The sequence below is a fragment of the Streptomyces sp. HUAS MG91 genome (assembly GCF_040529335.1).
Taxonomy (GTDB): Bacteria; Actinomycetota; Actinomycetes; order Streptomycetales; family Streptomycetaceae; genus Streptomyces; species Streptomyces tabacisoli.
In genome coordinates this window covers 8,205,377-8,227,297 of sequence record NZ_CP159534.1, presented here as the reverse complement: position 1 = coordinate 8,227,297, position 21,921 = coordinate 8,205,377, and the positions used below count along the sequence as shown (strand labels likewise).

Below are 21,921 nucleotides of genomic sequence, written 5' to 3'. Positions count from 1 at the left end.
GTAACCGTCTCTCGTCGCCGGGGGCCCTTTCCACGTTCCGTGTCATGGAACGGCCCCGGCTGGGCAGGCGGGAGGTTTGACCCACGCAGCAGGAGGGGCGCGGCACCACGATGCGACAGCAGGCACCACAGGCCACAGCCACCGGGGGCAGGGCGCGCGAGTCCTACTTCGACAACGTGAAGTTCCTGACGATCGTGCTCGTCGCGTGCGGGCACGCCTGGGAACCCCTGACCTACGGCTCCCGCGCGGTGACGGCGCTGTACCTGACCGTGTACGCCTTCCACATGCCGGCGTTCGCCCTGATATCGGGCTACTTCTCGCGCAGTTTCGACATGGCGCCCCGGCGCCTGAAGCGGCTGATCACCGGCGTCGCCGTGCCGTACGTCGTGTTCGAGGTGGCGTACACGCTGTTCTACCGGTGGGCGCAGGACGATCCGTGCTATCCGATCAGCCTGCTGGATCCCTGGTACGTGATGTGGTTCCTGGCCGCGCTGTTCATCTGGCGGCTCTCGACGCCGCTCTGGCTCCAGCTGCGCCGTCCCGTGCCGGTGGCGCTGGCCGTGGGCACGGCGGTGTCGATGTGGCCGGGAGCGGGCGGGGACCTGGCGCTGCAACGGGTGCTGCAGTTCCTGCCGTTCTTCGTGGTGGGGCTGGTGCTGCGGCCCGAGCACTTCTCGTGGCTGCGCACCTGGCGGTTCCGGCTGGCCGCGCTGCCGGTGATGCTCGCGGCGGTCGTGACGGCGTACTGGGTGGCGCCGTGGTTCGACGCGGGCTGGTTCTACCACCGCGGCAGCGTGGTGGGGCGCGGGGTGCCGGCGTGGACGGGCCTGTGGGCGACGCCCGCCCTGTTCGTGCTCGCGCTCGTGCTCACCGCCTGCTTCCTGTCCTGGGTGCCGGGCCGCCGGCTGTGGTTCACGGCGCTCGGCACCGGGACGATCTACGCGTACCTGCTGCACGGTTTCGTCATCAAGGCGTCCCGGTTCGGGGGCTGGTACGACCACCCGTGGCTGCACGGCCCGGTGGGGGAACTGGCCGTCACCGCGGCGGCCGTCGCCCTGATCACCGTGCTCTGCACGGAGCCGGTGCGGCGCGTGTTCCGGCCCGTCGTCGAGCCGCGCATGGAGTGGGCGTTCCGCAGGCCGCGGCCGAGGACGCCGCCCGGTCAGAAGGCCCCGCGCGAGGAGCGGGTCACCTCATCCGGCGGGTGACGGACTGCGCCGAGGCGAGCAGGCAGTGCATGCGCTCGGTGAGCGAGCCCAGGTCGTCGGCGGGGGTGTGGAAGGGGATGCGCACGTCGGCCTGGCCGCGCGTGCGCTCCAGGCGCAGCGTCAGTCCGTGCCGGTCGACGGCGAGGGGCTGGACGCGCACGACGCCGTGCAGGCTGTCGGGCGCGATCAGCCGGGTCAGCTGCTCGACGGCCTCGGGATGGGCCTCGGCGAGATGGGTGAGCAGCCGCGGCTCGGCGAGGGCGAGCGGGTCGGGGGCGGTCGTGGCGAGGTCGTCGAGGTCGATGCCGATGCGCTCGGAGCGGGTCTGCAACACGGCCCGTTCGGGGATCAGCAGCAGTTCCTCGCCGTCGGGGACCAGCTCGCCGGAGAGCCAGAGGCGGGCGCGGACGCGGTCGCGGACCGGGACGGGCGCCGCGTCGGCGAATTCCAGGAGGGTCGTGGGCCGTCCGTGCGGCGCGCACAGCACGGCCGCGGCGAGCACACTGTCCGGCGGCGGGCTGATGCGTACCGTGCCGTCCTCCGTGGCGACGCGGTGGGCGCCGACGAGGTCGTCCTGCCCCACGTCCGTGGTGACGCCGCACGTCCACGCGGCGGCGAGCACGGAGCGCGCGCGGGCCGCCGCGGTGGGTACGGCGGCAGCGATCTGTCGGACTCCCATCCGAACCTCCCTTAGGTAAGCCTCACCTAACTTAGCGGAGATCGTCGCCGAGGGTCCACCCCACCGCGCTGTGTCGGCGCGGCCGGATCGACGCCGCGTGCGTTTGACCGCCCCTACGACCGGGACGTGCGCGACATCGTCTACCAGCGCGCGAAGTACCCGGAGAACCGCTCGGCCGAGGAACTGTTCGGCACCGAGCGGGACGTGTACGAGCAGGGCTACGAGTTCCTGGTGCCGTCCCTGCGGCCCGTGGACCCGGCCGAGCGTCCGCCGACGGTGCGGATCGGCGGCCCCGACTGCTCACGCCCGTACGACATGGCGCTCCTGAACGTCTCCGCGATGAGTTTCGGCGCCCTGTCGGCGCCCGCGATCCGCGCGCTCAACAAAGGCGCGGCGCTGGGCGGTTTCGCGCACGACACCGGTGAGGGCGGCCTGTCCGAGCACCACCTCGCGCACGGCGGCGACCTGGTGTGGGAGATCGGCACCGGCTACTTCGGGTGCCGCACCGACGACGGCGGCTTCGACCGCGCCGCGTTCGCCGAGAAGGCCGCGCTCGATCAGGTCAAGTGCGTGTCCGTGAAGCTGTCGCAGGGGGCGAAGCCGGGCATCGGCGGGGTGCTGCCGGGCAGCAAGGTGAACGCGGAGATCGCCCGCGTACGGGATGTGCCCGAGGGGCGGACGGTGGTGTCGCCGCCCTACCATCGCGCGTTCGACACGCCACGCCAACTGGTGCTTTTCCTGGCCGAGTTGCGGACACTCGCGGGCGGCAAGCCGGTCGGGTTCAAGCTGTGCGTGGGCTCCCGCGCGCAGTTCCTCGCGATCTGCAGGGCGATGCTCGTCGAGGGGGTCGCCCCGGACTTCGTGATCGTGGACGGAGCGGAGGGCGGCACGGGCGCGGCGCCGCTGGAGTTCGCCGACCACCTCGGCATGCCGCTCACCGAGGGCCTGATCACCGTGCACAACTGCCTCGTCGGCACCGGGCTGCGCGACCGGATCCGGATCGGCGCGAGCGGCAAGGTCGCCACGGGCGCCGACATCGTCAAACGCCTGCTCCAGGGCGCGGACTTCACGAACGCGGCCCGCGCCATGATGTTCGCGGTCGGCTGCATCCAGGCCCAGCGCTGCCACACCAACACCTGCCCGGTCGGCGTGGCGACCCAGGACCCCGGCCGGGCGCGGGCGCTGGACGTGCCGGACAAGGCGGCGCGCGTCCACCGCTTCCAGCGGGCCACGGTGCGCAGCGCGGGCCAGATCATGGCCGCGATGGGCGTGCGGGACCCGCGCGAGCTGGGCCCGCACCAGCTGATCCGGCGCATCGCGCCCCACGAACTGCTCCCCTACGCGGGCCTGTACGACTGGCTCGAGCCGGGTCAGCTGACGGCCGGGCCGCCCCCGGCCTGGGCGTCCGACTGGGCGGTCGCCGATCCGGACCGGTTCTGATCCCGCGCGCCACCGGCATGCGCCAACTCCACGCGAACGGGGGGTGAATATGCCATCCGCCCACGCGGCCGGAACCGGACCGGCATCATGCGGGCCATGGACGGTACCGCGCTCCTGCGGGAGCTCTTCACGCCCGACGAGTACGACGCGGTCCGCAGACACGCGGACCACCTGGGCGTGACAGTCATCGAGTACGTTCGCCGCTCGGCCGCGGAACGGGCCATGGAGCGGCTGCATCTGACCGAGGCCATCGAGGCACAGGCTCTTCAGCTGGGCAAACCGTCGATCCCGCAGGTGGAGCGGGCCCGCTGCGGCGACGGCACGTCCTCGCCCGCCCTGGAGCGCTTTCTCGACGCGCTGGCCCACCCCACGGAGAGTGACTGACCCCGTCCTCCGGTTCCCGGGCCGCCGCCACACCGTGGCCGGGCCATCGAAACGAACCCGCATGGGGATCAAGTTCCCCGGGAATGTGCCTCTTTACCGGAGCAGGACGCGGCGGGGCAAGACCCCGCGGGACGGAAGAAGACACAGAGGCTCGGAGAAGCTCGCAGAAGCTCGTGGAGACTCGTAGAGAAGGGAGTGATCGTCATGCGTGCGTTCACGGACGCCCAGGGGCGTACGGCACGCGTGGAGTATCTGATGCCACAAGGGTCCGGGGCCCCGCGGCTGGCCCGGCGCCTGACCCGTTCGTTCATGGCCGGGCGCACCTGCGACACGGCGGCGGACGCGGAACTGGTGGTGTCCGAACTGGTCACCAACGCCACCCGGGCGTCCGACGGCCGCTGCCGGATGAGCCTGCGCATCGACGCGGACGAGCTCACGGTGGCGGTGCACGACGACGGTCCGGGGCTGCCGCGCCTGCGGCCCGCGTCGCAGTCCGCCGAGGGGGGCCGCGGGATCACGCTGGTGCGCGCGCTGGCGCGGCGCTGGAGTGTGGAGCCGCATCCGCAGGGCGGCAAGACGGTGCGGGCGGTGCTCGCACCCTGCTGAGCACCGCCCGCGCCACGGCACGCGCCGCTCAGTGACCTCGCGTGATCCAGTCGTCGAGGTCGGGCGCCTCCGCCCCGATCGTCGTGCTGTCACCGTGTCCGGTGCGGACGACGGTCTCGGGCGGCAGCGTGAGCAGCCGCTCGCGGATCGAGTCGACGATCGTCGGGAAGTCGCTGAACGTACGGCCGGTCGCGCCCGGTCCGCCCTTGAAGAGGGTGTCACCGGTGAAGACGGTGCCGAGCGCCGGCGCGTACAGGCTGACCGCGCCGTGGCAGTGCCCCGGGGTGTGCAGCACGGTCAGCTCGACGCCGGCGACGGTCAGCCGCTGCCCGTCGGCGAGTTCGGCGTCGGGAGCGCGGTCCGGGTGCGTGAGCTTCCACAGGTCGAGATCGGCCGGGTGCAGCAGGATCGGCGCGCCCGTCCGATCGGCCAGGGCGGGCGCGGCGTCGATGTGGTCGTCGTGGGCGTGGGTGCACACGACGGCGACGAGCCGGCGGTCGCCGACGGCGGCGGCGATGGCGTCGGCGTCGTGCGCGGCGTCGATGACGACGACCTCCTCGTCGTCACCCACGAGCCACACGTTGTTGTCGACGTCCCAGGTGCCGCCGTCCAGGGAGAACGTCCCCGAGGTGACCAGGTGCTCGATGCGCGCGCTGTCGTCGCCGGCCATCAGAAGACCACCACCGAGCGCAGCACGTCACCGTGGTGCATCCGCTCGAACGCCTTCTCCACGTCCTCGAGCGCGATGGTCTCGGTGACGAACGCGTCGAGGTCGAGGCGGCCCTGTTGGTACAGGTCGATGAGCATCGGGAAGTCCCGCGAGGGCAGGCAATCCCCGTACCAGGACGACTTGAGCGCGCCACCGCGCCCGAACACGTCGAGCAGGGGCAGGTCGAGACGCATCTCGGGCGTGGGCACGCCGACGAGGACCACGGTGCCCGCGAGGTCGCGCGCGTAGAAGGCCTGCTCGTACGTCTCGGGGCGACCGACGGCCTCGATGACGACGTCCGCGCCGAAGCCGCCGGTGAGTCCGCGCACGGCCTCGACCGGGTCGGTGGCGCGCGAGTTGACGGTGTGCGTGGCGCCGAGCGAGCGGGCCGTCTCCAGCTTCTTGTCGTCGATGTCGACGGCGATGATCTTCGAGGCGCCGGCCAGCCGGGCGCCGACCACCGCCGCGTTGCCCACGCCGCCGCAGCCGATGACGGCGACGGAGTCGCCGCGGCCGACCCCGCCGGTGTTGATGGCCGCGCCGATGCCGGCCATCACGCCGCAGCCGAGCAGTCCGGCGGCCGCGGGCGAGGCGGACGGGTCGACCTTGGTGCACTGGCCCGCGGCGACGAGGGTCTTCTCGGCGAAGGCGCCGATGCCGAGCGCCGGGGTCAGCTCGGTGCCGTCCGCGAGGGTCATCTTCTGCTTCGCGTTGTGGGTGTCGAAGCAGTACTGCGGGCGGCCCCGCAGACAGGCCCGGCACTGTCCGCACACCGCGCGCCAGTTGAGGATCACGAAGTCACCGGGCTCGACCTCGGTCACCCCCTCCCCCACCGATTCGACGACGCCCGCCGCCTCGTGTCCGAGCAGGAACGGGAAGTCGTCGTTGATCCCGCCCTCCCGGTAGTGCAGATCGGTATGACAGACCCCGCACGCCTGGACCTTCACGACGGCCTCGCCCGGACCGGGGTCCGGCACGGTGATCGTCTCGATCGTCACCGGAGCACCCTTCGCCCGTGCGATCACGCCCTGCACCTGCTGCGCCATGACGGTCAGCCTTCTTTCTCTTCGCGGTTGCCGCACACGTTCTTACGTCCCCCATCCTCACCCATGATCATGAAGCGGCACAGTTCCGGTGCGCGGGCACGGCCGTTCTAGGCTGCCCGCGTGCCCGTTCACGTGGTTGCCGCGTCCACCCTCCTGCCCGTCAACGCCACGTTGGCGGTGGTCCTCGTCGTCCTGTTGCTGGTGGCCGCCGGGGTGGCCGCCGTCTTCCGGCTCGCGCCCGACGCCTCGTGGCGCCGCGCGCGGGACATCGCGGTGGCGGGGGTGCGGGCCGCGCTGCAACTGGGTGCGGTCTCGCTGGTGATCGGCTGGGTGGTGCAGCACGGGGCGGCGCTGCTCGGTTTCGTTCTGCTGATGTTCGCGGTGGCGGCGCGCACGGCGGGCCGCCGGATCACCCCGGGGCGCGGCTGGGCCTGGGCCGCGCTGCCGGTCGTGGCACCGGTGGCGCCGGTCGTCGGCGCCCTCGTCGGCTGCGGGCTGCTGCCGGCGCGGGGCATCGCGCTGATCCCGGTCACCGGCATTCTCATCGGCGGCGCGCTGACGGCGACGGTCCTGGCGGGGCGCCGCGCTCTCGACGAGCTCACGGCACGCCGGGGCGAGGTGGAGGCATGTCTGGCCATCGGGCTGCTCCCCCACGAGGCGCGCCTGGAGATAGCCCGCCCGGCGGCGTCGGACGCGCTGCTGCCCGGTCTCGACCAGACCCGCACGGTGGGTCTGGTCACGCTGCCCGGCGCCTTCGTCGGGATGCTGCTGGGCGGCGCGTCGCCGGTGATGGCGGGCGCGGTGCAGCTCTTCGTGCTGGTCGCCCTGATGGCGGTGCAGGCGATCGCGGTGGCGACGACGGTGGAACTGGTCGCGCGCGGCCGCCTGCGCCGTCCGCCGGCGGGCGTGTGACCGATCGGGCCGGGGAATTCTCTGGCCACCGGTGTCTCGCGCCCCCTACGTTCTGGCCCATGACCGACGACTGTTACGCGCATCCCCGGCTCGCGGCGATCTACGACGCGCTCGACACCGACCGGAGCGACCTCGCGCTCTACCTCGGGATGGCGCAGGAGTTCGGGGCGCGCCGGGTACTGGACATCGGCTGCGGCACGGGCGTGTTCCCGCTGCTGCTGGCCGGGCGGGGCGTCGATGTCGTCGGGGTGGATCCCGCCGCGGGCTCCCTCGACGTGGCCCGCGCCAAGCCGGGCGGCGAGCGGGTGAGCTGGATCCTCGGCGACGCGACGGCGCTGCCGCCGCTGCGCGTGGACCTCGCGACGATGACGGGGAACGTCGCCCAGGGCATCGTCGATCCGCCGGCCTGGCGGACGACGCTGCGGGCGGCCTTCGACGCGCTGCGCCCCGGGGGCCGGCTGGCCTTCGAGACCCGGGTGCCGGCCGCCCGGGCCTGGGAGCGGTGGACCCGGGAGCACTCCCACCGCGAGACGGATGTACCGGGGGTGGGCACGGTCACGACCTGGGTGGACGTCCTCGACGTGAGCCCGCCCATGGTGACGTTCCGCTGGACCTACCGCTTCGCGGCCGACGGCCTGACGCTCACCTCGGACTCGACGCTGCGCTTCCGGGACCGGGTGGAGGTGGAGCAGGACCTGGTCAGCCACGGTTACGTGGTGGAGGAGGTGCGGGACGCCCCGGACCGACCGGGCAAGGAGTTCGTGTTCGTGGCGCGGCGACCGTGAACGCCGGGGCCCGGCGCCCCGTCACACCGCCCCGTACTCGTGCGCGCGCCCGCCGCGCCACTGAATGGCCGGGGAGTCCCCGAGGACGAGCTGATCGGCGTCGTCGAGCCCGGCGCGCCGCAGGAACTCGATCACGTCGCGGTCGCTGTGCGCGATCCCGAGCCGCACGGCACCGACGGTGACCCGGCGGCCCCCGCCCGGCGCCGGCCGCTGCACCACTATCCCGGGAAATTCGTCTGCCGAACCGCCGTCCGGGCTCTCGGCCCCAGGGCCCGTCATGAGCGACCGGCCTCCTGGCGCGCCCTGCGCCGCAGCTCGGCCTGGTCCCCCGGGCTGAGCCGCTCGCCGGCCAGCACCCGGGACAGGTGCAGCAAGCGCCGCCGCAACGCGGTGCGGCCGGGCTCCCGGGCGAGGCGCTCGTAGGTCTCGGTCCACTCCCGCTGTGTCTGGACAAGGTCATCGGTGACGGAGTTCCGCATGCCCTCAATAGAGCACGTGTTCGATTTTCCGTGCAAGCGGACACCTCGGGTGGCGACGTGCGGCGCGCCCGGGAGTCTCCGGCGGGCCGGGGCGACGGCGTACGCTCCGGATCATGTCTGTCTACGAGAACACCCGGATCGCCTCGCTCCAGGGCGGCGACGCCGACCTCGCCCAGTACGAAGGCCGGGCCGTCCTGATCGTCAATGTCGCGTCCAAGTGCGGCCTCACCCCGCAGTACACCGCGCTCGAAGAGCTCCAGAAGCAGTACGCGGCGCGGGGCTTCACCGTGCTGGGTGTGCCGTGCAACCAGTTCATGGGGCAGGAGCCCGGCAGCGCCGACGAGATCGCCGAGTTCTGCTCGGCCACGTACGGAGTCACCTTCCCGATGACGGAGAAGGTCGACGTCAACGGCGCCGACCGGCACCCGCTGTACGCGAAGCTCGTCGAGACCGCGGACGCCGAGGGGCACAGCGGTGACATCCGCTGGAACTTCGAGAAGTTCCTCGTCGGCCGGTCCGGCGATGTCGTGGCCCGCTTCTCGCCGCAGACGGTCCCGGACGCGCCCGAGGTCGTCGCCGCCATCGAGAAGGAACTCGGCGCCGCCTGATCCGCCCGCCTGTGCCGTGTCCCGCCCGCGGCGACCGCGGCCGGGACACGGACCGCCTCCGGGAGGCCTTCGCCATGCGTGACCTCGACAGCCAAGTCCCATACTGGGACGCGGTCGCCGCCACCAAGACGTTCACCCACCCCCTCCATCCGCCCTGGCTCGACCGGCTCGGAGAGCGCGCCGCCGTGCTCGACTACGGATGCGGTTACGGGCGCACCATGGAGGAGCTGGCGCGGCACGGCTTCGCCGACCTCACGGGCGTCGACAGCTCGCCCGCGATGATCGAGCGGGCCCGGAGCCTGCACCCCGCGATGCGGTTCGGCGTCCTGGACGCACCTCCGGATCTGCCCTTTCCGGACGCGACCTTCGACGCGGTACTGCTCTTCGCCGTGCTGACCTGCGTCCCGGGGGACGATGCCCAGCGGCGGCTGATCGGTGAACTGCGCCGTGTCCTCAGGCCCGGCGGAACCCTCTACCTCAGCGACCTCCCGCTCCAGGACGACGCACGCAATCGCGGCCGCTACGACCGCGACGCCGACCGCTTCGGCGGCTACGGAGTGTTCGAGACCTCCGACGGGGCGGTCTGCCGGCACCACTCGCGCGAGTGGCTCACCGCCCTGCTCGCCGCCTTCGACACCGTCGCCACCCGGACCGTCGCCGTGGCCACGATGAACGGGCACCGGTCGACCGGCATCCAGCTCCTCGCCCGCGTGCCCGCCGCCGGTCTCAGGTGACGGCCCTGCCGCCGTCGGACCCGAAGAGCGCCCTGAGCACGCGGTGGACCTGCTCCGTCAGGTCCTCGTCGCCGGGTGCCACGAGCGCGTACGTGCGCCGCAGGAAGCGCCGCAGCGCCGAGGTGCCGAACTGGACGACCGCCAGGCAGCCCGGTGCGTGCAGTTCGACGACGGTACGGCTCCGGCCGCTCGGCCACACATGGACGTCGCCGGCGCCCGCGGGCGTGCGCAGGCCCTCGTCGAGGAGGGAGCGGGCGAAGGCCCAGATCACCTCGGTGCCGGTGAGGGTGGCCTCGGCCGGGAACACCAGGCTGATCGCCAGCGGGTCGGCCGAGGCGTAGCGCAGACCGACGGTGAGAGGGCGCTCCGGCGCCGCGGGCCCCGCGCTGACGAGCCGGGCGCGGGTCGGTTGGTCCAGCGTGACGGGGAGGGTGGTCGGCATGGCGGGCTCCCTTTCTGCTGCTGCGCTACGGCTTCCCGATGCCGGTTCGACGCGGCGGCCGGGAGACCCGTTACGGCGTTGGGCGAAAAGCAGGTGTGACCTGTGCCACTCACCCCTCCATCATCCGGCATAAGGCGCTCAAAGGTACAAATTCGCTCTTTCTGGCCGACAATCCGGCACGGGGAGCGGCACCACGCGCACAATGCGCCGCCCCGGTCCCCGTTGCACGATGGCTCCATGCTCTTCGCCCGGCTCGCTCAGGTGTCCCAGGACGTTGCCGCCACCTCGGCCCGCACCCGGAAGATCGCGCTGCTCGCCGAGTTGTTCCGGGACGCCTCGGCCGACGACGTGCCGATCGTCATCCCGTATCTGGCGGGACGCCTTCCCCAGGGGCGGCTCGGGATCGGCTGGCGGGTGATCGGCGACCCGGTGGCGCCCGCCGACCGGCCGCGGCTGACCGTGCGGGACGTGGACGCCGCGCTGAGCGCCCTGAAAGACGTCTCCGGGACCGGATCACAGACGCGGCGCAAGCACTTGGTGGCGGAGTTGATGGGCGCGGCCACCGCGGACGAGCAGCGGTTCCTCGTCGGGCTGGTCACCGGTGAGGTGCGTCAGGGCGCCCTGGACGCGGTGGCGCTCGAAGGGCTCGCCCGGGCGACGGACACCCCCTCGGCCGACGTGCGGCGCGCGGTGATGCTCGCGGGCGGCCTGCAACCGGTGGCCCGGGCGCTGCTCGCGGACGGACCCGGCGCGCTCGACGCGTTCCGGCTGACCGTGGGCCGCCCGGTGCTGCCGATGCTGGCGCACAGCGCGGCGACGGTCGGCGACGCGCTCGACAAGCTCGGGGCGTGCGCGGTCGAGGAGAAGCTCGACGGCATCCGGGTCCAGGTGCACCGGGACGGCGACGAGGTCCGCGTCTTCACCCGCACGCTCGACGACATCACCGAGCGGCTGCCCGAAGTGGTCCTCGCGGTGCGGGAGTTCGCGGGTGAGCGGTTCATCCTCGACGGCGAGGTCATCGCCCTCGACGGCACCGGCAGGCCGCGCGCCTTCCAGGAGGTGGCCGGACGCGTCGGCTCGCGGGTCGACGTGGCCCGCGCCGCCGAGGAGCTCCCCCTCTCCCCCGTCTTCTTCGACGTGCTTTACGCCGAGACGGAGGAGGACGGACGGGCGGGCGGACCCGATCTGCTGGATCTGCCGTACGGCGAGCGGCACGCACACCTCGTACGGCTGGTGCCGGAGCCGATGCGGGTGCGGCGGTACGTCGTCGAGGACGGCTCCGCCGAGGAACAGCGCGCGGCGGCCGAGCGGTTCTTCGCCGACACCCTCGCCCGCGGGCACGAAGGTGTCGTCGTCAAAGAGCTGCCCGCGCCGTACGGCGCGGGCCGCCGCGGCGCGTCCTGGCTGAAGGTGAAGCCGGTGCACACCCTGGACCTGGTGGTGCTGGCCGCCGAGTGGGGGCACGGGCGGCGCACCGGCAAGCTCTCCAACCTGCACCTCGGAGCCCGGCGCGACGACGGCTCGTACGCGATGCTCGGCAAGACGTTCAAGGGGCTCACCGACGTGCTGCTGGCCTGGCAGACCGAGCGGCTGCGGGAGCTGGCCGTCGAGGACGACGGGCACGTGGTCACCGTCCGCCCGGAACTGGTCGTCGAGATCGCCTACGACGGCCTCCAGCGGTCGACGCGCTATCCGGCGGGTGTCACTCTGCGGTTCGCGCGTGTCGTGCGGTACCGCGACGACAAGACGGCCGAGCAGGCCGACACGGTCGACACCGTGCTCGCCGCGCACCCGCACCTCCTCGACGCGGGAACGGACACCTGACCTTTTCTTTGCCAAAAGATGAGCCGTATAAGGTGACTGCGACATTGAAAGATGCATTCGCCAATTAATGGGCGCCGGGCCGCGGCCCGCGCGGCCCTCACACGATGCACGCACGGACAAGGGGAGAGACGTGCCCGCTTCACGGCTCAGCAGGACACCACTGCCAGGGATCGGCCATCGCTACGACCTGACCACCCGAGAACAGCGCCGTCTGTCGGTCGTCGCGCACCGGGACGGAGGCCGCACGCTCAGCGCGTACCAGGCCGACGACCCGGACGCGTGCGCCCTGTCGATGAAGCTGACCTCGGGCGAGGCGGCGTATCTCATCGACGCGCTGATGCCCTCGCACCACAGCCCGAACCTGCTCCACACCACCGATCTGGGTCTGGTGGCCGAACGGATCGAGATACCGGGGGCCTCCTACTGGAACGGCCGGCTGCTCGGCGAGACGGCGATGCGGACCGAGACCGGTGCGTCCATCGTGGCCGTGCTGCGCCGCGCCGAGGCGATCCCGTCCCCGGCCCCGGACTTCCGGCTCGCGGGCGGGGACACCGTCATCGTGATCGGTACCCGTGAGGGCGTCGAGGCGGCGGCCACGATCCTGGGGCGGGAGTGATCGGATGCATTCCGCTGTCTTCCTCATCGAGTTCGGTGCGATCATCCTGGCCCTCGGGCTGCTCGGGAGGCTGGCCGGGCGGCTGAGCTTCTCGCCGATCCCGCTCTATCTGCTGGCCGGTCTCGCGTTCGGCGAGGGCGGGCTGCTGCCGCTCGGCGCGAGCGAGGAGTTCGTGGAGATCGGCTCCGAGATCGGGGTCATCCTGCTGCTGCTGATGCTCGGGCTCGAATACACGGCGAGCGATCTCGTCAACAACCTCAAGACGCAGTACCCCGCGGGACTCGTCGACATGACGTTCAACGCCCTGCCGGGCGCGGCCGCCGCGCTGCTCATGGGCTGGGGTCCGGTCGCGGCGGTGGTGCTCGCCGGTGTCACCTGGATCTCGTCGAGCGGTGTCATCGCCAAGGTGCTCGGCGACCTCGGACGGCTCGGCAACCGCGAGACGCCGGTCATCCTGAGCATCCTCGTGCTCGAGGACCTGGCGATGGCCGTGTATCTGCCCATCATCACCGCCCTGCTGGCCGGGGTCGGCTGGGCGACGGGCGGTCTCACCCTCGCGATCGCGCTCGGCGCGGCGGGTCTGGTGCTGTTCTGCGCCGTCCGGTTCGGGCGGCAGATATCGCGGTTCGTGTCGAGCGACGACCCGGAGAAGCTGCTCCTGGTGGTGCTCGGCCTGACCATCCTGGTGGCCGGTCTCGCCCAGCAGCTGCAGGTCTCCGCCGCCGTCGGCGCGTTCCTCGTCGGCATCGCGCTGTCCGGCGAAGTGGCCGAGGGCGCGCACCAGTTGCTGCTGCCGCTGCGCGACCTGTTCGCGGCCGTCTTCTTCGTCTTCTTCGGGCTGCACACCGATCCGGCGAGCATTCCGCCGGTGCTGCTGCCCGCGCTGCTGCTGGCCGTGGTGACGGCCTGCACGAAGATCTTCACCGGGTACTGGGCCGCGCGACGGGCCGGGATCTCGCTGAAGGGCCGGTGGCGGGCCGGCGGCGCGCTCGTGGCGCGCGGCGAGTTCTCCATCGTCATCGCCGGCCTCGCCGTGACCTCGGGCATCGAACCCCGTCTGGGGCCGCTGGCGACCGCGTACGTGCTGATCCTCGTGATCGTGGGACCGCTCACCGCGCGGTACACGCAGCCGATCGCCCAGCGGTTCTTCCGCATGAAGACGCCGGAGCCCGTGGCCGTGCCGGCGCCGCGCAGCGCCGAGGAGGGCGCGCAGGTCGACGAGCAGATCCGCTGACACCACCGCACCCGCACGGACGGCGACCGGGGAGAGAACGAACTCGTTCTCTCCCCGGTCGCCGTCCGTGAGCGGGGCGCTTAGCGTGGGTGGCGAGGTCGGGGGGTGTCCTGGGTGTCTGGAGGCCACCGATGGATCGCACGCCCGAATCTGCCACCGCCGCCGACGTCGGCACCGGAACCCCGTCCGCGGGCGGAGGTGGCGTTCCGTACGCAGGCGGCGGCAACCACGAACACCGATGGCTGATCCTCGGTGTCATCGGGCTCGCTCAGCTGATGGTGGTGCTCGACGCGACGATCGTGAACATCGCCCTGCCCTCGGCGCAGAAGGATCTGGGGTTCTCGGACGGGAACCGGCAGTGGATCGTCACCGCCTACGCCCTGGCGTTCGGCAGCCTGCTGCTGCTCGGCGGGCGCGTCGCCGACCTGGTGGGCCGCAAGGCCATCTTCCTGACCGGTCTCGTCGGGTTCGCCGCGGCCTCGGCGCTGGGCGGCGCCGCGACGAGCTTCGGCATGCTGGTGTTCGCCCGGGCGCTCCAGGGTCTGTTCGGCGCGCTGCTGGCGCCGGCCGCGCTGTCGCTGCTGACGACGACGTTCACGGACCCGAAGGAGCGCGCGAAGGCGTTCGGCATCTACGGCGCCATCGCGGGTGCGGGCGGCGCCGTGGGTCTGCTGCTGGGCGGTGTGCTCACGGAGTACCTGGACTGGCGCTGGTGCCTGTACGTGAACCTGGTGTTCGCCGTGATCGCCCTGCTGGGCGGGGCGCGGCTGCTGCACGGCGGCCGGCCCGCGGACCGGCCGAAGCTGGACGTGCCCGGCACGATCCTGGTGTCGGTCGGTCTGTTCTGCATCGTGTACGGCTTCAGCAACGCGGAGACGCACGACTGGGGCGATGTGCTGACCTGGGGCTTCCTCGTGGTCGGTGTGGTCCTCCTCGCCGCGTTCGCGTGGTGGGAGACGCGTGCCGAGCATCCGCTGCTGCCGCTGCGGGTGATCCTGGACCGGGACCGCGGCGCGTCCTATCTCGCGATGTTCATCTCCGGCGCGGGCATGTTCGGCGTGTTCCTGTTCCTGACGTACTACTTGCAGCAGATCCTGCAGTACTCGCCGGTGCTCACGGGTGTCGCGTTCCTGCCGATGGTGGCCTGCATGGTCGTCTCGTCGGTCATCGCCACCAACTACCTCGTCCCCCGGCTCGGCCCGAAGCCGATCGTGCCGCTCGGCATGGCGCTGGCGGCCGCCGGCATGGCCTGGCTGACGGCGCTCGATCTCGACAGCAGCTACGCGCCGCACGTGCTGCCGCCGCTGCTCGTGGCCGGTATCGGTCTCGGTCTGATCTTCGCGACCGCCATGAACCTGGCCACGGCCGGGATCGCCGCGCACGACGCGGGCGTCGCCTCCGCGATGGTCAACACCAGCCAGCAGGTGGGCGGTTCGATCGGCACGGCCCTGCTCAACACGCTCGCCACGAGCGCCGCCACGAACTATCTGGTCGGCAAGCAGCCCAGCCCGCAGGTGCAGGCGAAGGCCGCGATGGAGAGCTACTCGACCGCGTACACATGGTCCGCGATCTTCTTCGCGGTGGGCTTCGTGGTCACACTGGTGCTCTACCGTGCCGGACCGCCCCGGCAGATGTCCGGCGGCGACGGCGCCGTGCACATGTAGGAAGGCGTTCACCTGTGCGGTGACGGTTCGGGCCCGCCATTCACGGGGCATACCCCATCTGCAAAGTCCGCCCGCTCCGCGTTCTCGCCGGGCGGGCGGGGGTGCGGTGGCGGGGCTCGGAGCGGAGCGAGGGGGACGTCATGCGCGGAGTGCCGTACGAGGTGTACCAGGTGGACAGCGAACGGCTCGCGACGGCCTTCGTCGACGTGGCCGACGCCTCGGTGCGCGGCGGGCCGCAGGCCCTCGCGACACTCGTCGCCTACTGTGTCGCGCTGCTGGAGGTGCCGTCGGCGGCGGCCGTCCTCAAGCCGCCCACCGGACGGGTCGAGGTGGCCGCGTCCGACAACCGCGGGTTACGTCTGGAGCGGGCCGCGCTGTCGTGGGGCGAGGGTCCCGGCGCCGACTGCCGGGCCTCCGCGCAGCCGATCCGCGGGGTGCCGCTCGCGCACCCGTACGCGCGGGCCAACTGGCCGTCGTACACGGCGATGGCACGCTCGCTGGGGTTCGCGTGCGTGGTCGCGGTGCCGCTGCGCACCGCGGACGGGGCGGTCGGCTCGCTCAGTCTGCTGTCGGAGCGGACGGGACCACCGGGGCCCCTGCAACTACGTCTCGGCCAGCACCTCGCCGACGCCACGGCACGGGGCGTGCAGCCGCACCTGCTCGACTCCTGATCAGCAGCACCCCACCGCCCGCCCCTACTCCACCGGGACTGATCACATGGTCACCAGACGCAGCGCCGGAATCCTGCTCTTCCGCCGGACACCGGACGGACCCGAAGTGATGCTCGGGCACATGGGCGGCCCCTTCTGGGAGCACCGCGACGCGGGCGCCTGGTCGGTCCCCAAGGGCGAGTACGGGGACGACGAGACGCCCTGGGACGCGGCCCGGCGCGAGTTCCAGGAGGAGCTGGGGCTGCCCGCGCCCGCCGGGGCGCCGCTGCCGCTCGGCGAGGTGGTCCAGTCCGGCGGCAAGCACGTGATCGTGTGGGCGGTGGAGGGCGATCTCGATCCGGCGGACATGGTGCCGGGCACCTTCACCATGGAGTGGCCGCGCGGCAGCGGCCGGAGCGCCGAGTTCCCGGAGCTGGACCGGGCGGCCTGGTTCGGCCTGGAGGCGGCGCGGGCGGTGATCGTGCGGGCGCAGGCGGCGTTCCTGGTCCGGCTCGCGGAGCAGGTCTGACGGGCGGTTCGCCGGGTACTCGGGGCGACCCCGCGTTGCGCGGCCCCGTGCGGCGCGGGAAGGTCGAAGGAACCGCGCACAGGAGGTCGCCCCCATGCCCATCGCGACGGTCAACCCCGCCACGGGCGAGACGCTGCGGACGTACGACACCCTCTCCCCCGAGGCCGTCGAGGAGAAGCTCTCCCTGGCGTCCCGCACGTTCGACACGTACCGCACGAGTACGTTCTTCGACCGGGCGCGCCTGCTCCAGCAGGCCGCCGATCTACTGGAGGCCGACGCCCCGGACATCGCCCGCGTCATGACGACGGAGATGGGCAAACCGGTGGCCGCGGCCCGCGCCGAGGCGACGAAGTGCGCCAGGACGATGCGCTGGTACGCGCAGAACGCGCAGGATCTGCTCGCCGACGAGCATCCGTCCGACCAGGACGTGAAGGACTCCGGCGCCGCCCGCGCCCTCGTCCGCTACCGGCCGCTGGGTGTGGTGCTCGCGGTGATGCCGTGGAACTTCCCGCTGTGGCAGGTGGTCCGGTTCGCCGCGCCCGCCCTGATGGCCGGGAACGTGGGCCTGCTCAAGCACGCGTCGAACGTGCCGCAGACCGCCCTCTACCTGGAGGACCTGTTCCGGCGCGCCGGTTTCCCCGAGGGCTGCTTCCAGACGCTGCTGATCGGATCCGGCGCGGTCGAGGGCATCCTGCGCGACGAGCGGGTGGCCGCCGCGACCCTGACCGGCAGCGAGCCGGCGGGCCGCTCGGTCGCCGCGATCGCCGGCGACGAGGTGAAGAAGACGGTGCTGGAGCTCGGCGGCAGCGACCCGTACGTGGTCATGCCGTCGGCGGACGTCGCGCGGGCCGCGCGGACGGCGGTGACGGCCCGGGTGCAGAACAACGGGCAGTCGTGCATCGCGGCGAAGCGGTTCATCGTGCACGAGGACGTCTTCGAGGAGTTCCGGGACGCGTTCGTGGCGGGGATGCGGGAGCTGCGCGTCGGGGACCCGCTGGACGAGGCGACGGACGTCGGGCCGCTCGCCAGCGAGCAGGGCCGCAAGGATCTGGAGGAGCTGGTCGACGATGCCGTCGAGAGCGGCGCGACCGTGCTGTGCGGCGGGCAGCGGCCCAAGGACCTCGCGGACCGCGGCTGGTTCTACGAGCCCACCGTGCTCGCCGATGTGACGCCGGAGATGCGCATCCACCGCGAGGAGACGTTCGGCCCGGTCGCGACCCTGTACCGGGTCACTGGCCTCGACCAGGCCATCGAGGTCGCCAACGACACGCCGTTCGGCCTGAGTTCGAACCTGTGGACCGGCGACGAGGCCGACATCGACCGGTTCGTGCAGGACAGTCAGGCGGGCGGCGTCTTCGTGAACGGCATGACGGCCTCGCATCCCGCGCTGCCGTTCGGTGGCGCCAAGCGCTCCGGATACGGCCGCGAGCTGGCGGGCCACGGCATCAAGGAGTTCTGCAACATCACGACGGTGTGGGTCGGGGCCTGAGCGGCCCGTCCCGCCCCTGCCCAAACGATCGAAACGCTCACCTTGGGCGTTTCTCTTGAGCGTTTGAATCACCGGGTGCTAGAAACCGCTTACTCCCAGCGGATCCCCAGCCTCCCGGAGCTCTTCATGACGTCGCCGTCCCTGCCCTGGTCCCGTCGCGCCTTCCTCGCCACCTCGGCGGCCGTCGGGGCCGCGCTCACCGTCGCGGTACCCGGCCCGTCCGCCTCGGCGGACGGGCCGGCGGACGACGAGTTCGCCGCGCTGCGGGCGAAGTGGCGGGCGCTGTATCTCGGCGAGGGCTTCAGCCCGACCGCCGAACCGTTCAAGTCCAAGCTCGCCGCCCTCGGCACGCAGGCGAAGGCGTGGCAGGACGCGATGGCCCCGGCCGACGGGTCGCTGTGGCCCGACGCCGTGTTCGGCGACCCGGATCCCGACACGGACACCGAGTCGTTCGCCCACTCCGAGAAGCTCCAGACGAGTTACGAGCGCGTCCGCTCGATGGCCGAGGCCTTCTGCCAGCCCGGGACGGGCCTCACCGGCGACGCGTCGCTCAGGACCGCCGTGCTCACGGCCGTGGACCACCTGGGCGAGCAGGTCTTCAACGCGTCGCAGAAGCAGTACGGCAATTGGTACAACTTCCAGATCGGCGCCCCGCAGCGGCTGCTCGACATCTGTGTGCTGATGTACGAGCACCTGAGCGCCGCGCAGCTGACGGCGGCGATCGCGGCCGTCGACCACTTCGTCCCGGACTCCCTGGTGGCGTCGTACTCGGGGACCAGCACCGGAGCCAACCGCATCGATCTGTGCCGGGTCCTGGCGCTGCGCGGCATCCTCGACGGCACGGCCGCGAAGGTCGCGCTGGCCCGGGACTCCGTCTCGCCGGTGTTCCCGTACGTCACCTCGGGCGACGGGCTGTACGCCGACGGCTCGCTGATCCAGCACACGTACGTGCCGTACACCGGCTCGTACGGCGCGGTCCTCATCGACGGCCTCAGCCGGCTGTTCGCCCTGCTCGGCGGGTCGACCTGGGCGATCACCGACAGCCGGCGTCAGATCTTCCTGGACGCGGTGGAGGCCGCCTACGCGCCGTTCCTGCACGACGGTCTGGTGATGGACAACGTGGCGGGGCGCGCGATCAGCCGCGGCCTCGTCGCCGGCGACACCCTGAAGGTCCAGCAGGACGACCATTCCCGGGGCCACGGGATCATCGCCTCGATCCTGCTGCTCGGGCAGGGCGCGAGCGCCGAGGAGAACGCGCGCTGGCGGGCGCTCGCGAAGGGCTGGTTCACGCGCGACCGGTACAGCGACGTGACGAGCGGCCGCACGCTCGGGGTCGCCGCGCTCTCCCGGGTCACGGCGCTGCTCGCCGACGCGGGGGTGAAGGCGGCCGCCGAGCCGGCCGGGCACCGGCTGTTCCCGTCGATGGCGCGCGCGACGCACCGCACGAGCCGGTTCACGGCGTCGGTGTCCATGTCGTCGAAGGCGATCACGTTCTACGAGAACGGCAACGGCGAGAACCTCCACGGCTGGCACACCGGTTCGGGAATGCTGTCCTGGTGGGCCGCCGACGACAGTGCGGGCGGCGGGCAGTACAGCGACGGCTACTGGCCGACCGTGGACCCGTACCGGCTGCCCGGTACGACGGTCTCGCGCAAGGTGCTCGCGGACGGCGAGGGCGGGGCGTGGGGCGCGCCCCGGCCGGACACGACATGGGTGGGCGGTGCGACGGACGGCACGTACGCGGCGGTGGCCCAGGACACCCGTGGGCTGTCGTCGACGCTGCGGGCGAGGAAGGCGTGGTTCTTCCTCGACGACGCGGTGGTCTGCCTCGGCGCGGGCATCACGAGCACGGACGGCGTGGGCGTGGAGAGCGTGGTGGACACGCGCAATCTCGGGGTGTCGGGCACGGCGCGCCTGACGGTGGACGGCCGGACCCGGGTGGCCGATCCCGGTTCGAACGCGACGGTCCAGGACGCCCGTTGGGCCCATCTCGCCGGGCACGGCGGCTATGTCTTCCCCGGTGGCACCACGCTCACGGCGCTGCGCGAGGAACGTACGGCGACGTGGCAGAGCATCAACGGCGGCGGCTCGGACGATCCGGTCACCCGCAGGTACGTCACCCTGCTCGCGGACCACGGCACGGACCCGGCCGACGCCTCGTACGCGTACGTGCTGCTGCCGGGCGCGAGCGAGCCTCGCACCGCGGCACGGGCGGCGGACCGCGGCTGGATCGACATCACGGTCAACTCCGGTGCGCGGCAAGGGGTTCGGGTGCCGTCGCTCGGTCTCACGTCGGCGGTGTTCTGGGAGCCGGGGACCGTGGACCGGGTCACCGTGGACGCCCCGCTGATCGTGCAGATCAGGGAACGGCGCGACGGCACGGCGACGGTGTGCGTCAGCGACCCGAACCGGGCGGTGAAGGCGGCCACGCTGATCTGGCGGCGGCCCGTCGCGTCCGTGACGTCGAAGCCGGGGTCGGTGACGGCGGCGACCCCGGGGCGGGAGCTGAAGCTGACGTTCGGTGATCTCGGCGGAACCGGCGGGCAGACCCAGAAGATCACCTTGCGGCTGTCCTGAGCGACGCGCCGCACGACTCCCGGACGCGCAACTCCGGGAGGATGTCGAGGTGTTGTCCCGGCTCGCGGGCTCCTGACGGCGCGGCGAGCCGGGACAGCAGCAGTTCGGCGGCGCGCCGGCCCACGGTCCGCTTGGCGGGGGCGACCGCGGTCAGCGGCAGGTCGGCGAGGGCGGCGACCTCGTCGTCGTACGTGATGACGGCCAGGTCGCCGGGGACGCGGATGCCGTGGGCGCGCAGCCGGGGCACGAGGACGATCGCGTCGACGTCGCTGTGCAGGATCGCGGCGCTCACCCCGTGCTCCTCGACGGCCGTCCGCAGGTAGCCGAAGGTCCGCTCGAAGCGCTCGGCCTCGCCGGACGGCAGCGGCGCACGCGGCGGTACGGGGGCGGGCCGCAGCCCGAGCGCCGCGACGGCGGCCTCGTGGCCGCGCCGCAACTCGGCGGTGGTGGGCGACTCCTGGGCGGCCAGCGCGATGCCGCGGTGGCCGAGCGCGGCCAGATGCCGTACGGCCTCGGCGGCGCCGTGGGCGTGGTCGGAGCGGACCCTGTCGAGGGCCGCCGCCGGATGGCCGTGCGGCACGGACCGCTCCACGAGGACGGTCGGCACGGTCCGTTCGGTGATCCGCAGCCCCTCCCCCGGGCCGGGGCTGCCGGTCTCCCAGCTGGGGGTGAGCAGCAGCCCGTGCACGCCGGAGGCCTGCAACCGGTCGGCCTGCGCGCTGTCCTCGCCGGGCAGGTACCGCGACAGGGCGACGACGAGCCGGGCGCCGCGCGCCTCGACGGCCTCGCGGGCGCCGCGCACCACATCCGCGTAGTAGTAGTCGGTGGTCGGCACCACCATGCCGACGACGACGCCCCGGCCCGACTGCCCGCCGGGAGGCGGTGGTTCGGCGCTCTCCTCGGACCGGGCGACGGCGCCGTGCAGCCGCCGGAGCCTGCCCTGTGCGGCGAGGGTCTCCACGTCGCGGCGGAGCGTCACCGGCGAGACGCCGAGTTCGCGCGCGAGGTCGGCGACGCGCAACGTGCCGTGTTCCCGAACCAGTTGGAGAACCCGCGCGTGCCGTCGGTCGACGTGCTGCCGCATGACGTGGGCCTCCCCTGGCACGCCCGGCGCGGACGGCGCCGGGGCGGCATCATCGTATCGATCACCGCCGTTCAGGGGGACGGGCGCGTCACCGACCACGCGTTCACCCTCCCTCACCCCTTCCCTTCACCCTCCCGTCACCGGGCGTTCGGCGCCGGGGTCGACCGTGTGCGCAGATCGCACCGCTCACGCGGTCCCCCGCAGTCCGTGTTCCCGCGCCTC

Annotated in this window: 22 protein-coding genes and 1 pseudogene; 16 read left to right on the top strand and 7 right to left on the bottom strand. The window is 72.6% G+C overall.

Annotation, left to right across the window (positions count from 1 at the left end):
* The first annotated feature begins 110 nt into the window (after positions 1–110).
* Positions 111–1,208, top strand: a complete 1,098-nt coding sequence (locus ABII15_RS37285) for an acyltransferase family protein (RefSeq protein ID WP_353946718.1) — start codon at positions 111–113, stop codon at positions 1,206–1,208.
* Here the strand turns inward: ABII15_RS37285 and ABII15_RS37280 are convergent.
* Positions 1,189–1,887 carry a DUF2470 domain-containing protein gene (locus ABII15_RS37280; RefSeq protein WP_353946717.1) on the bottom strand — a complete coding sequence of 233 codons (699 nt, stop codon included), beginning with the start codon at positions 1,885–1,887 and terminating at the stop codon, positions 1,189–1,191. The two genes, ABII15_RS37285 and ABII15_RS37280, sit on opposite strands and share 20 nt — an antisense overlap.
* A 96-nt stretch (positions 1,888–1,983) precedes the next feature.
* Between ABII15_RS37280 and ABII15_RS37275 the strand changes: the two are divergent.
* From ABII15_RS37275 to ABII15_RS37265, 3 genes and pseudogenes are all read left to right on the top strand, one after another.
* Positions 1,984–3,327 (top strand): annotated as a pseudogene (locus ABII15_RS37275) (FMN-binding glutamate synthase family protein); the annotation flags it as partial.
* A gap of 96 nt (positions 3,328–3,423) precedes the next feature.
* Positions 3,424–3,711: a hypothetical protein gene (locus tag ABII15_RS37270; RefSeq protein WP_353946716.1), complete on the top strand. Its 288-nt coding sequence runs from the start codon at positions 3,424–3,426 to the stop codon at positions 3,709–3,711.
* 204 nt (positions 3,712–3,915) lie between these two features.
* The gene (locus tag ABII15_RS37265; protein WP_353946715.1) at positions 3,916–4,317 is read left to right on the top strand and encodes an ATP-binding protein; all 402 of its coding nucleotides are present in this window, start codon (positions 3,916–3,918) and stop codon (positions 4,315–4,317) included.
* A 28-nt stretch (positions 4,318–4,345) separates the two neighbouring features.
* Here ABII15_RS37265 and ABII15_RS37260 read toward each other — a convergent pair whose 3' ends face one another.
* Together ABII15_RS37260 and ABII15_RS37255 are read right to left on the bottom strand one after the other, a co-directional pair.
* Complete coding sequence (locus ABII15_RS37260; RefSeq protein ID WP_353946714.1) at positions 4,346–4,987, bottom strand: MBL fold metallo-hydrolase; 642 nt, start codon at positions 4,985–4,987, stop codon at positions 4,346–4,348.
* Entirely contained in the window at positions 4,987–6,072 is a 1,086-nt protein-coding gene (locus ABII15_RS37255; RefSeq protein ID WP_353946713.1) for an S-(hydroxymethyl)mycothiol dehydrogenase, read from the bottom strand. The genes ABII15_RS37260 and ABII15_RS37255 overlap by 1 nt, the downstream gene beginning before the upstream one ends.
* A gap of 120 nt (positions 6,073–6,192) precedes the next feature.
* Here ABII15_RS37255 and ABII15_RS37250 point away from each other — a divergent pair, with 120 nt between their 5' ends.
* Together ABII15_RS37250 and ABII15_RS37245 are read left to right on the top strand one after the other, a co-directional pair.
* On the top strand, positions 6,193–6,984 hold the full coding sequence (locus ABII15_RS37250; RefSeq protein WP_353946712.1) for an ABC transporter permease: 792 nt from the start codon (positions 6,193–6,195) through the stop codon (positions 6,982–6,984).
* A 59-nt stretch (positions 6,985–7,043) separates the two neighbouring features.
* The gene (locus tag ABII15_RS37245; protein WP_353946711.1) at positions 7,044–7,769 is read left to right on the top strand and encodes a class I SAM-dependent methyltransferase; all 726 of its coding nucleotides are present in this window, start codon (positions 7,044–7,046) and stop codon (positions 7,767–7,769) included.
* A gap of 21 nt (positions 7,770–7,790) precedes the next feature.
* On the opposite strand, the gene ABII15_RS37240 is transcribed toward ABII15_RS37245, so the two are convergent.
* Together ABII15_RS37240 and ABII15_RS37235 are read right to left on the bottom strand one after the other, a co-directional pair.
* Positions 7,791–8,048, bottom strand: coding sequence for a hypothetical protein (locus ABII15_RS37240; RefSeq protein ID WP_353946710.1), 258 nt, complete (start codon positions 8,046–8,048; stop codon positions 7,791–7,793).
* Positions 8,045–8,248 carry a hypothetical protein gene (locus ABII15_RS37235; protein ID WP_353946709.1) on the bottom strand — a complete coding sequence of 68 codons (204 nt, stop codon included), beginning with the start codon at positions 8,246–8,248 and terminating at the stop codon, positions 8,045–8,047. Before ABII15_RS37235 ends, ABII15_RS37240 begins: the two co-directional genes overlap by 4 nt.
* A 113-nt stretch (positions 8,249–8,361) precedes the next feature.
* Here ABII15_RS37235 and ABII15_RS37230 point away from each other — a divergent pair, with 113 nt between their 5' ends.
* Entirely contained in the window at positions 8,362–8,856 is a 495-nt protein-coding gene (locus ABII15_RS37230; protein WP_353946708.1) for a glutathione peroxidase, read from the top strand.
* 74 nt (positions 8,857–8,930) lie between these two features.
* A complete protein-coding gene (locus tag ABII15_RS37225; protein WP_353946707.1) occupies positions 8,931–9,590 on the top strand; it encodes a class I SAM-dependent methyltransferase in 660 nt (219 codons plus the stop codon).
* Here the strand turns inward: ABII15_RS37225 and ABII15_RS37220 are convergent.
* Positions 9,583–10,032, bottom strand: coding sequence for an SsgA family sporulation/cell division regulator (locus tag ABII15_RS37220; protein ID WP_353946706.1), 450 nt, complete (start codon positions 10,030–10,032; stop codon positions 9,583–9,585). The two genes, ABII15_RS37225 and ABII15_RS37220, sit on opposite strands and share 8 nt — an antisense overlap.
* A gap of 237 nt (positions 10,033–10,269) precedes the next feature.
* Between ABII15_RS37220 and ABII15_RS37215 the strand changes: the two genes are divergently transcribed.
* From ABII15_RS37215 to ABII15_RS37180, 8 genes are all read left to right on the top strand, one after another.
* Positions 10,270–11,856: an ATP-dependent DNA ligase gene (locus ABII15_RS37215; RefSeq protein ID WP_353946705.1), complete on the top strand. Its 1,587-nt coding sequence runs from the start codon at positions 10,270–10,272 to the stop codon at positions 11,854–11,856.
* Between the two features lie 130 nt (positions 11,857–11,986).
* A complete protein-coding gene (locus ABII15_RS37210; protein ID WP_353946704.1) occupies positions 11,987–12,472 on the top strand; it encodes a TrkA C-terminal domain-containing protein in 486 nt (161 codons plus the stop codon).
* A gap of 4 nt (positions 12,473–12,476) precedes the next feature.
* The gene (locus tag ABII15_RS37205; RefSeq protein ID WP_353946703.1) at positions 12,477–13,706 is read left to right on the top strand and encodes a cation:proton antiporter; all 1,230 of its coding nucleotides are present in this window, start codon (positions 12,477–12,479) and stop codon (positions 13,704–13,706) included.
* 131 nt (positions 13,707–13,837) lie between these two features.
* Positions 13,838–15,370 carry an MFS transporter gene (locus tag ABII15_RS37200; RefSeq protein WP_353946702.1) on the top strand — a complete coding sequence of 511 codons (1,533 nt, stop codon included), beginning with the start codon at positions 13,838–13,840 and terminating at the stop codon, positions 15,368–15,370.
* Positions 15,371–15,510: 140 nt separating this feature from the next.
* The gene (locus ABII15_RS37195) at positions 15,511–16,041 is read left to right on the top strand and encodes a GAF domain-containing protein (protein WP_353946701.1); all 531 of its coding nucleotides are present in this window, start codon (positions 15,511–15,513) and stop codon (positions 16,039–16,041) included.
* 46 nt (positions 16,042–16,087) lie between these two features.
* Positions 16,088–16,549, top strand: coding sequence for an NUDIX domain-containing protein (locus tag ABII15_RS37190; protein ID WP_353946700.1), 462 nt, complete (start codon positions 16,088–16,090; stop codon positions 16,547–16,549).
* A gap of 94 nt (positions 16,550–16,643) precedes the next feature.
* Complete coding sequence (locus ABII15_RS37185; RefSeq protein WP_353946699.1) at positions 16,644–18,038, top strand: NADP-dependent succinic semialdehyde dehydrogenase; 1,395 nt, start codon at positions 16,644–16,646, stop codon at positions 18,036–18,038.
* A 126-nt stretch (positions 18,039–18,164) separates the two neighbouring features.
* Positions 18,165–20,615 carry a polysaccharide lyase 8 family protein gene (locus ABII15_RS37180; protein ID WP_353946698.1) on the top strand — a complete coding sequence of 817 codons (2,451 nt, stop codon included), beginning with the start codon at positions 18,165–18,167 and terminating at the stop codon, positions 20,613–20,615.
* Here the strand turns inward: ABII15_RS37180 and ABII15_RS37175 are convergent.
* Positions 20,596–21,699: a substrate-binding domain-containing protein gene (locus tag ABII15_RS37175; RefSeq protein ID WP_353946697.1), complete on the bottom strand. Its 1,104-nt coding sequence runs from the start codon at positions 21,697–21,699 to the stop codon at positions 20,596–20,598. The genes ABII15_RS37180 and ABII15_RS37175 overlap by 20 nt on opposite strands.
* Positions 21,700–21,921: the final 222 nt, after the last annotated feature.

Bases quoted from the DNA above. Each gene is read 5' to 3' on its own strand.
- ABII15_RS37285 (WP_353946718.1), top strand. From the start codon at position 111: ATGCGACAGCAGGCACCACAGGCCACAGCCACCGGGGGCAGGGCGCGC.
- ABII15_RS37280 (WP_353946717.1), bottom strand. From the start codon at position 1,887: ATGGGAGTCCGACAGATCGCTGCCGCCGTACCCACCGCGGCGGCCCGC.
- ABII15_RS37270 (WP_353946716.1), top strand. From the start codon at position 3,424: ATGGACGGTACCGCGCTCCTGCGGGAGCTCTTCACGCCCGACGAGTAC.
- ABII15_RS37265 (WP_353946715.1), top strand. From the start codon at position 3,916: ATGCGTGCGTTCACGGACGCCCAGGGGCGTACGGCACGCGTGGAGTAT.
- ABII15_RS37260 (WP_353946714.1), bottom strand. From the start codon at position 4,987: ATGGCCGGCGACGACAGCGCGCGCATCGAGCACCTGGTCACCTCGGGG.
- ABII15_RS37255 (WP_353946713.1), bottom strand. From the start codon at position 6,072: ATGGCGCAGCAGGTGCAGGGCGTGATCGCACGGGCGAAGGGTGCTCCG.
- ABII15_RS37245 (WP_353946711.1), top strand. From the start codon at position 7,044: ATGACCGACGACTGTTACGCGCATCCCCGGCTCGCGGCGATCTACGAC.
- ABII15_RS37240 (WP_353946710.1), bottom strand. From the start codon at position 8,048: ATGACGGGCCCTGGGGCCGAGAGCCCGGACGGCGGTTCGGCAGACGAA.
- ABII15_RS37235 (WP_353946709.1), bottom strand. From the start codon at position 8,248: ATGCGGAACTCCGTCACCGATGACCTTGTCCAGACACAGCGGGAGTGG.
- ABII15_RS37230 (WP_353946708.1), top strand. From the start codon at position 8,362: ATGTCTGTCTACGAGAACACCCGGATCGCCTCGCTCCAGGGCGGCGAC.
- ABII15_RS37225 (WP_353946707.1), top strand. From the start codon at position 8,931: ATGCGTGACCTCGACAGCCAAGTCCCATACTGGGACGCGGTCGCCGCC.
- ABII15_RS37220 (WP_353946706.1), bottom strand. From the start codon at position 10,032: ATGCCGACCACCCTCCCCGTCACGCTGGACCAACCGACCCGCGCCCGG.
- ABII15_RS37215 (WP_353946705.1), top strand. From the start codon at position 10,270: ATGCTCTTCGCCCGGCTCGCTCAGGTGTCCCAGGACGTTGCCGCCACC.
- ABII15_RS37205 (WP_353946703.1), top strand. From the start codon at position 12,477: ATGCATTCCGCTGTCTTCCTCATCGAGTTCGGTGCGATCATCCTGGCC.
- ABII15_RS37200 (WP_353946702.1), top strand. From the start codon at position 13,838: ATGGATCGCACGCCCGAATCTGCCACCGCCGCCGACGTCGGCACCGGA.
- ABII15_RS37195 (WP_353946701.1), top strand. From the start codon at position 15,511: ATGCGCGGAGTGCCGTACGAGGTGTACCAGGTGGACAGCGAACGGCTC.
- ABII15_RS37190 (WP_353946700.1), top strand. From the start codon at position 16,088: ATGGTCACCAGACGCAGCGCCGGAATCCTGCTCTTCCGCCGGACACCG.
- ABII15_RS37185 (WP_353946699.1), top strand. From the start codon at position 16,644: ATGCCCATCGCGACGGTCAACCCCGCCACGGGCGAGACGCTGCGGACG.
- ABII15_RS37180 (WP_353946698.1), top strand. From the start codon at position 18,165: ATGACGTCGCCGTCCCTGCCCTGGTCCCGTCGCGCCTTCCTCGCCACC.
- ABII15_RS37175 (WP_353946697.1), bottom strand. From the start codon at position 21,699: ATGCGGCAGCACGTCGACCGACGGCACGCGCGGGTTCTCCAACTGGTT.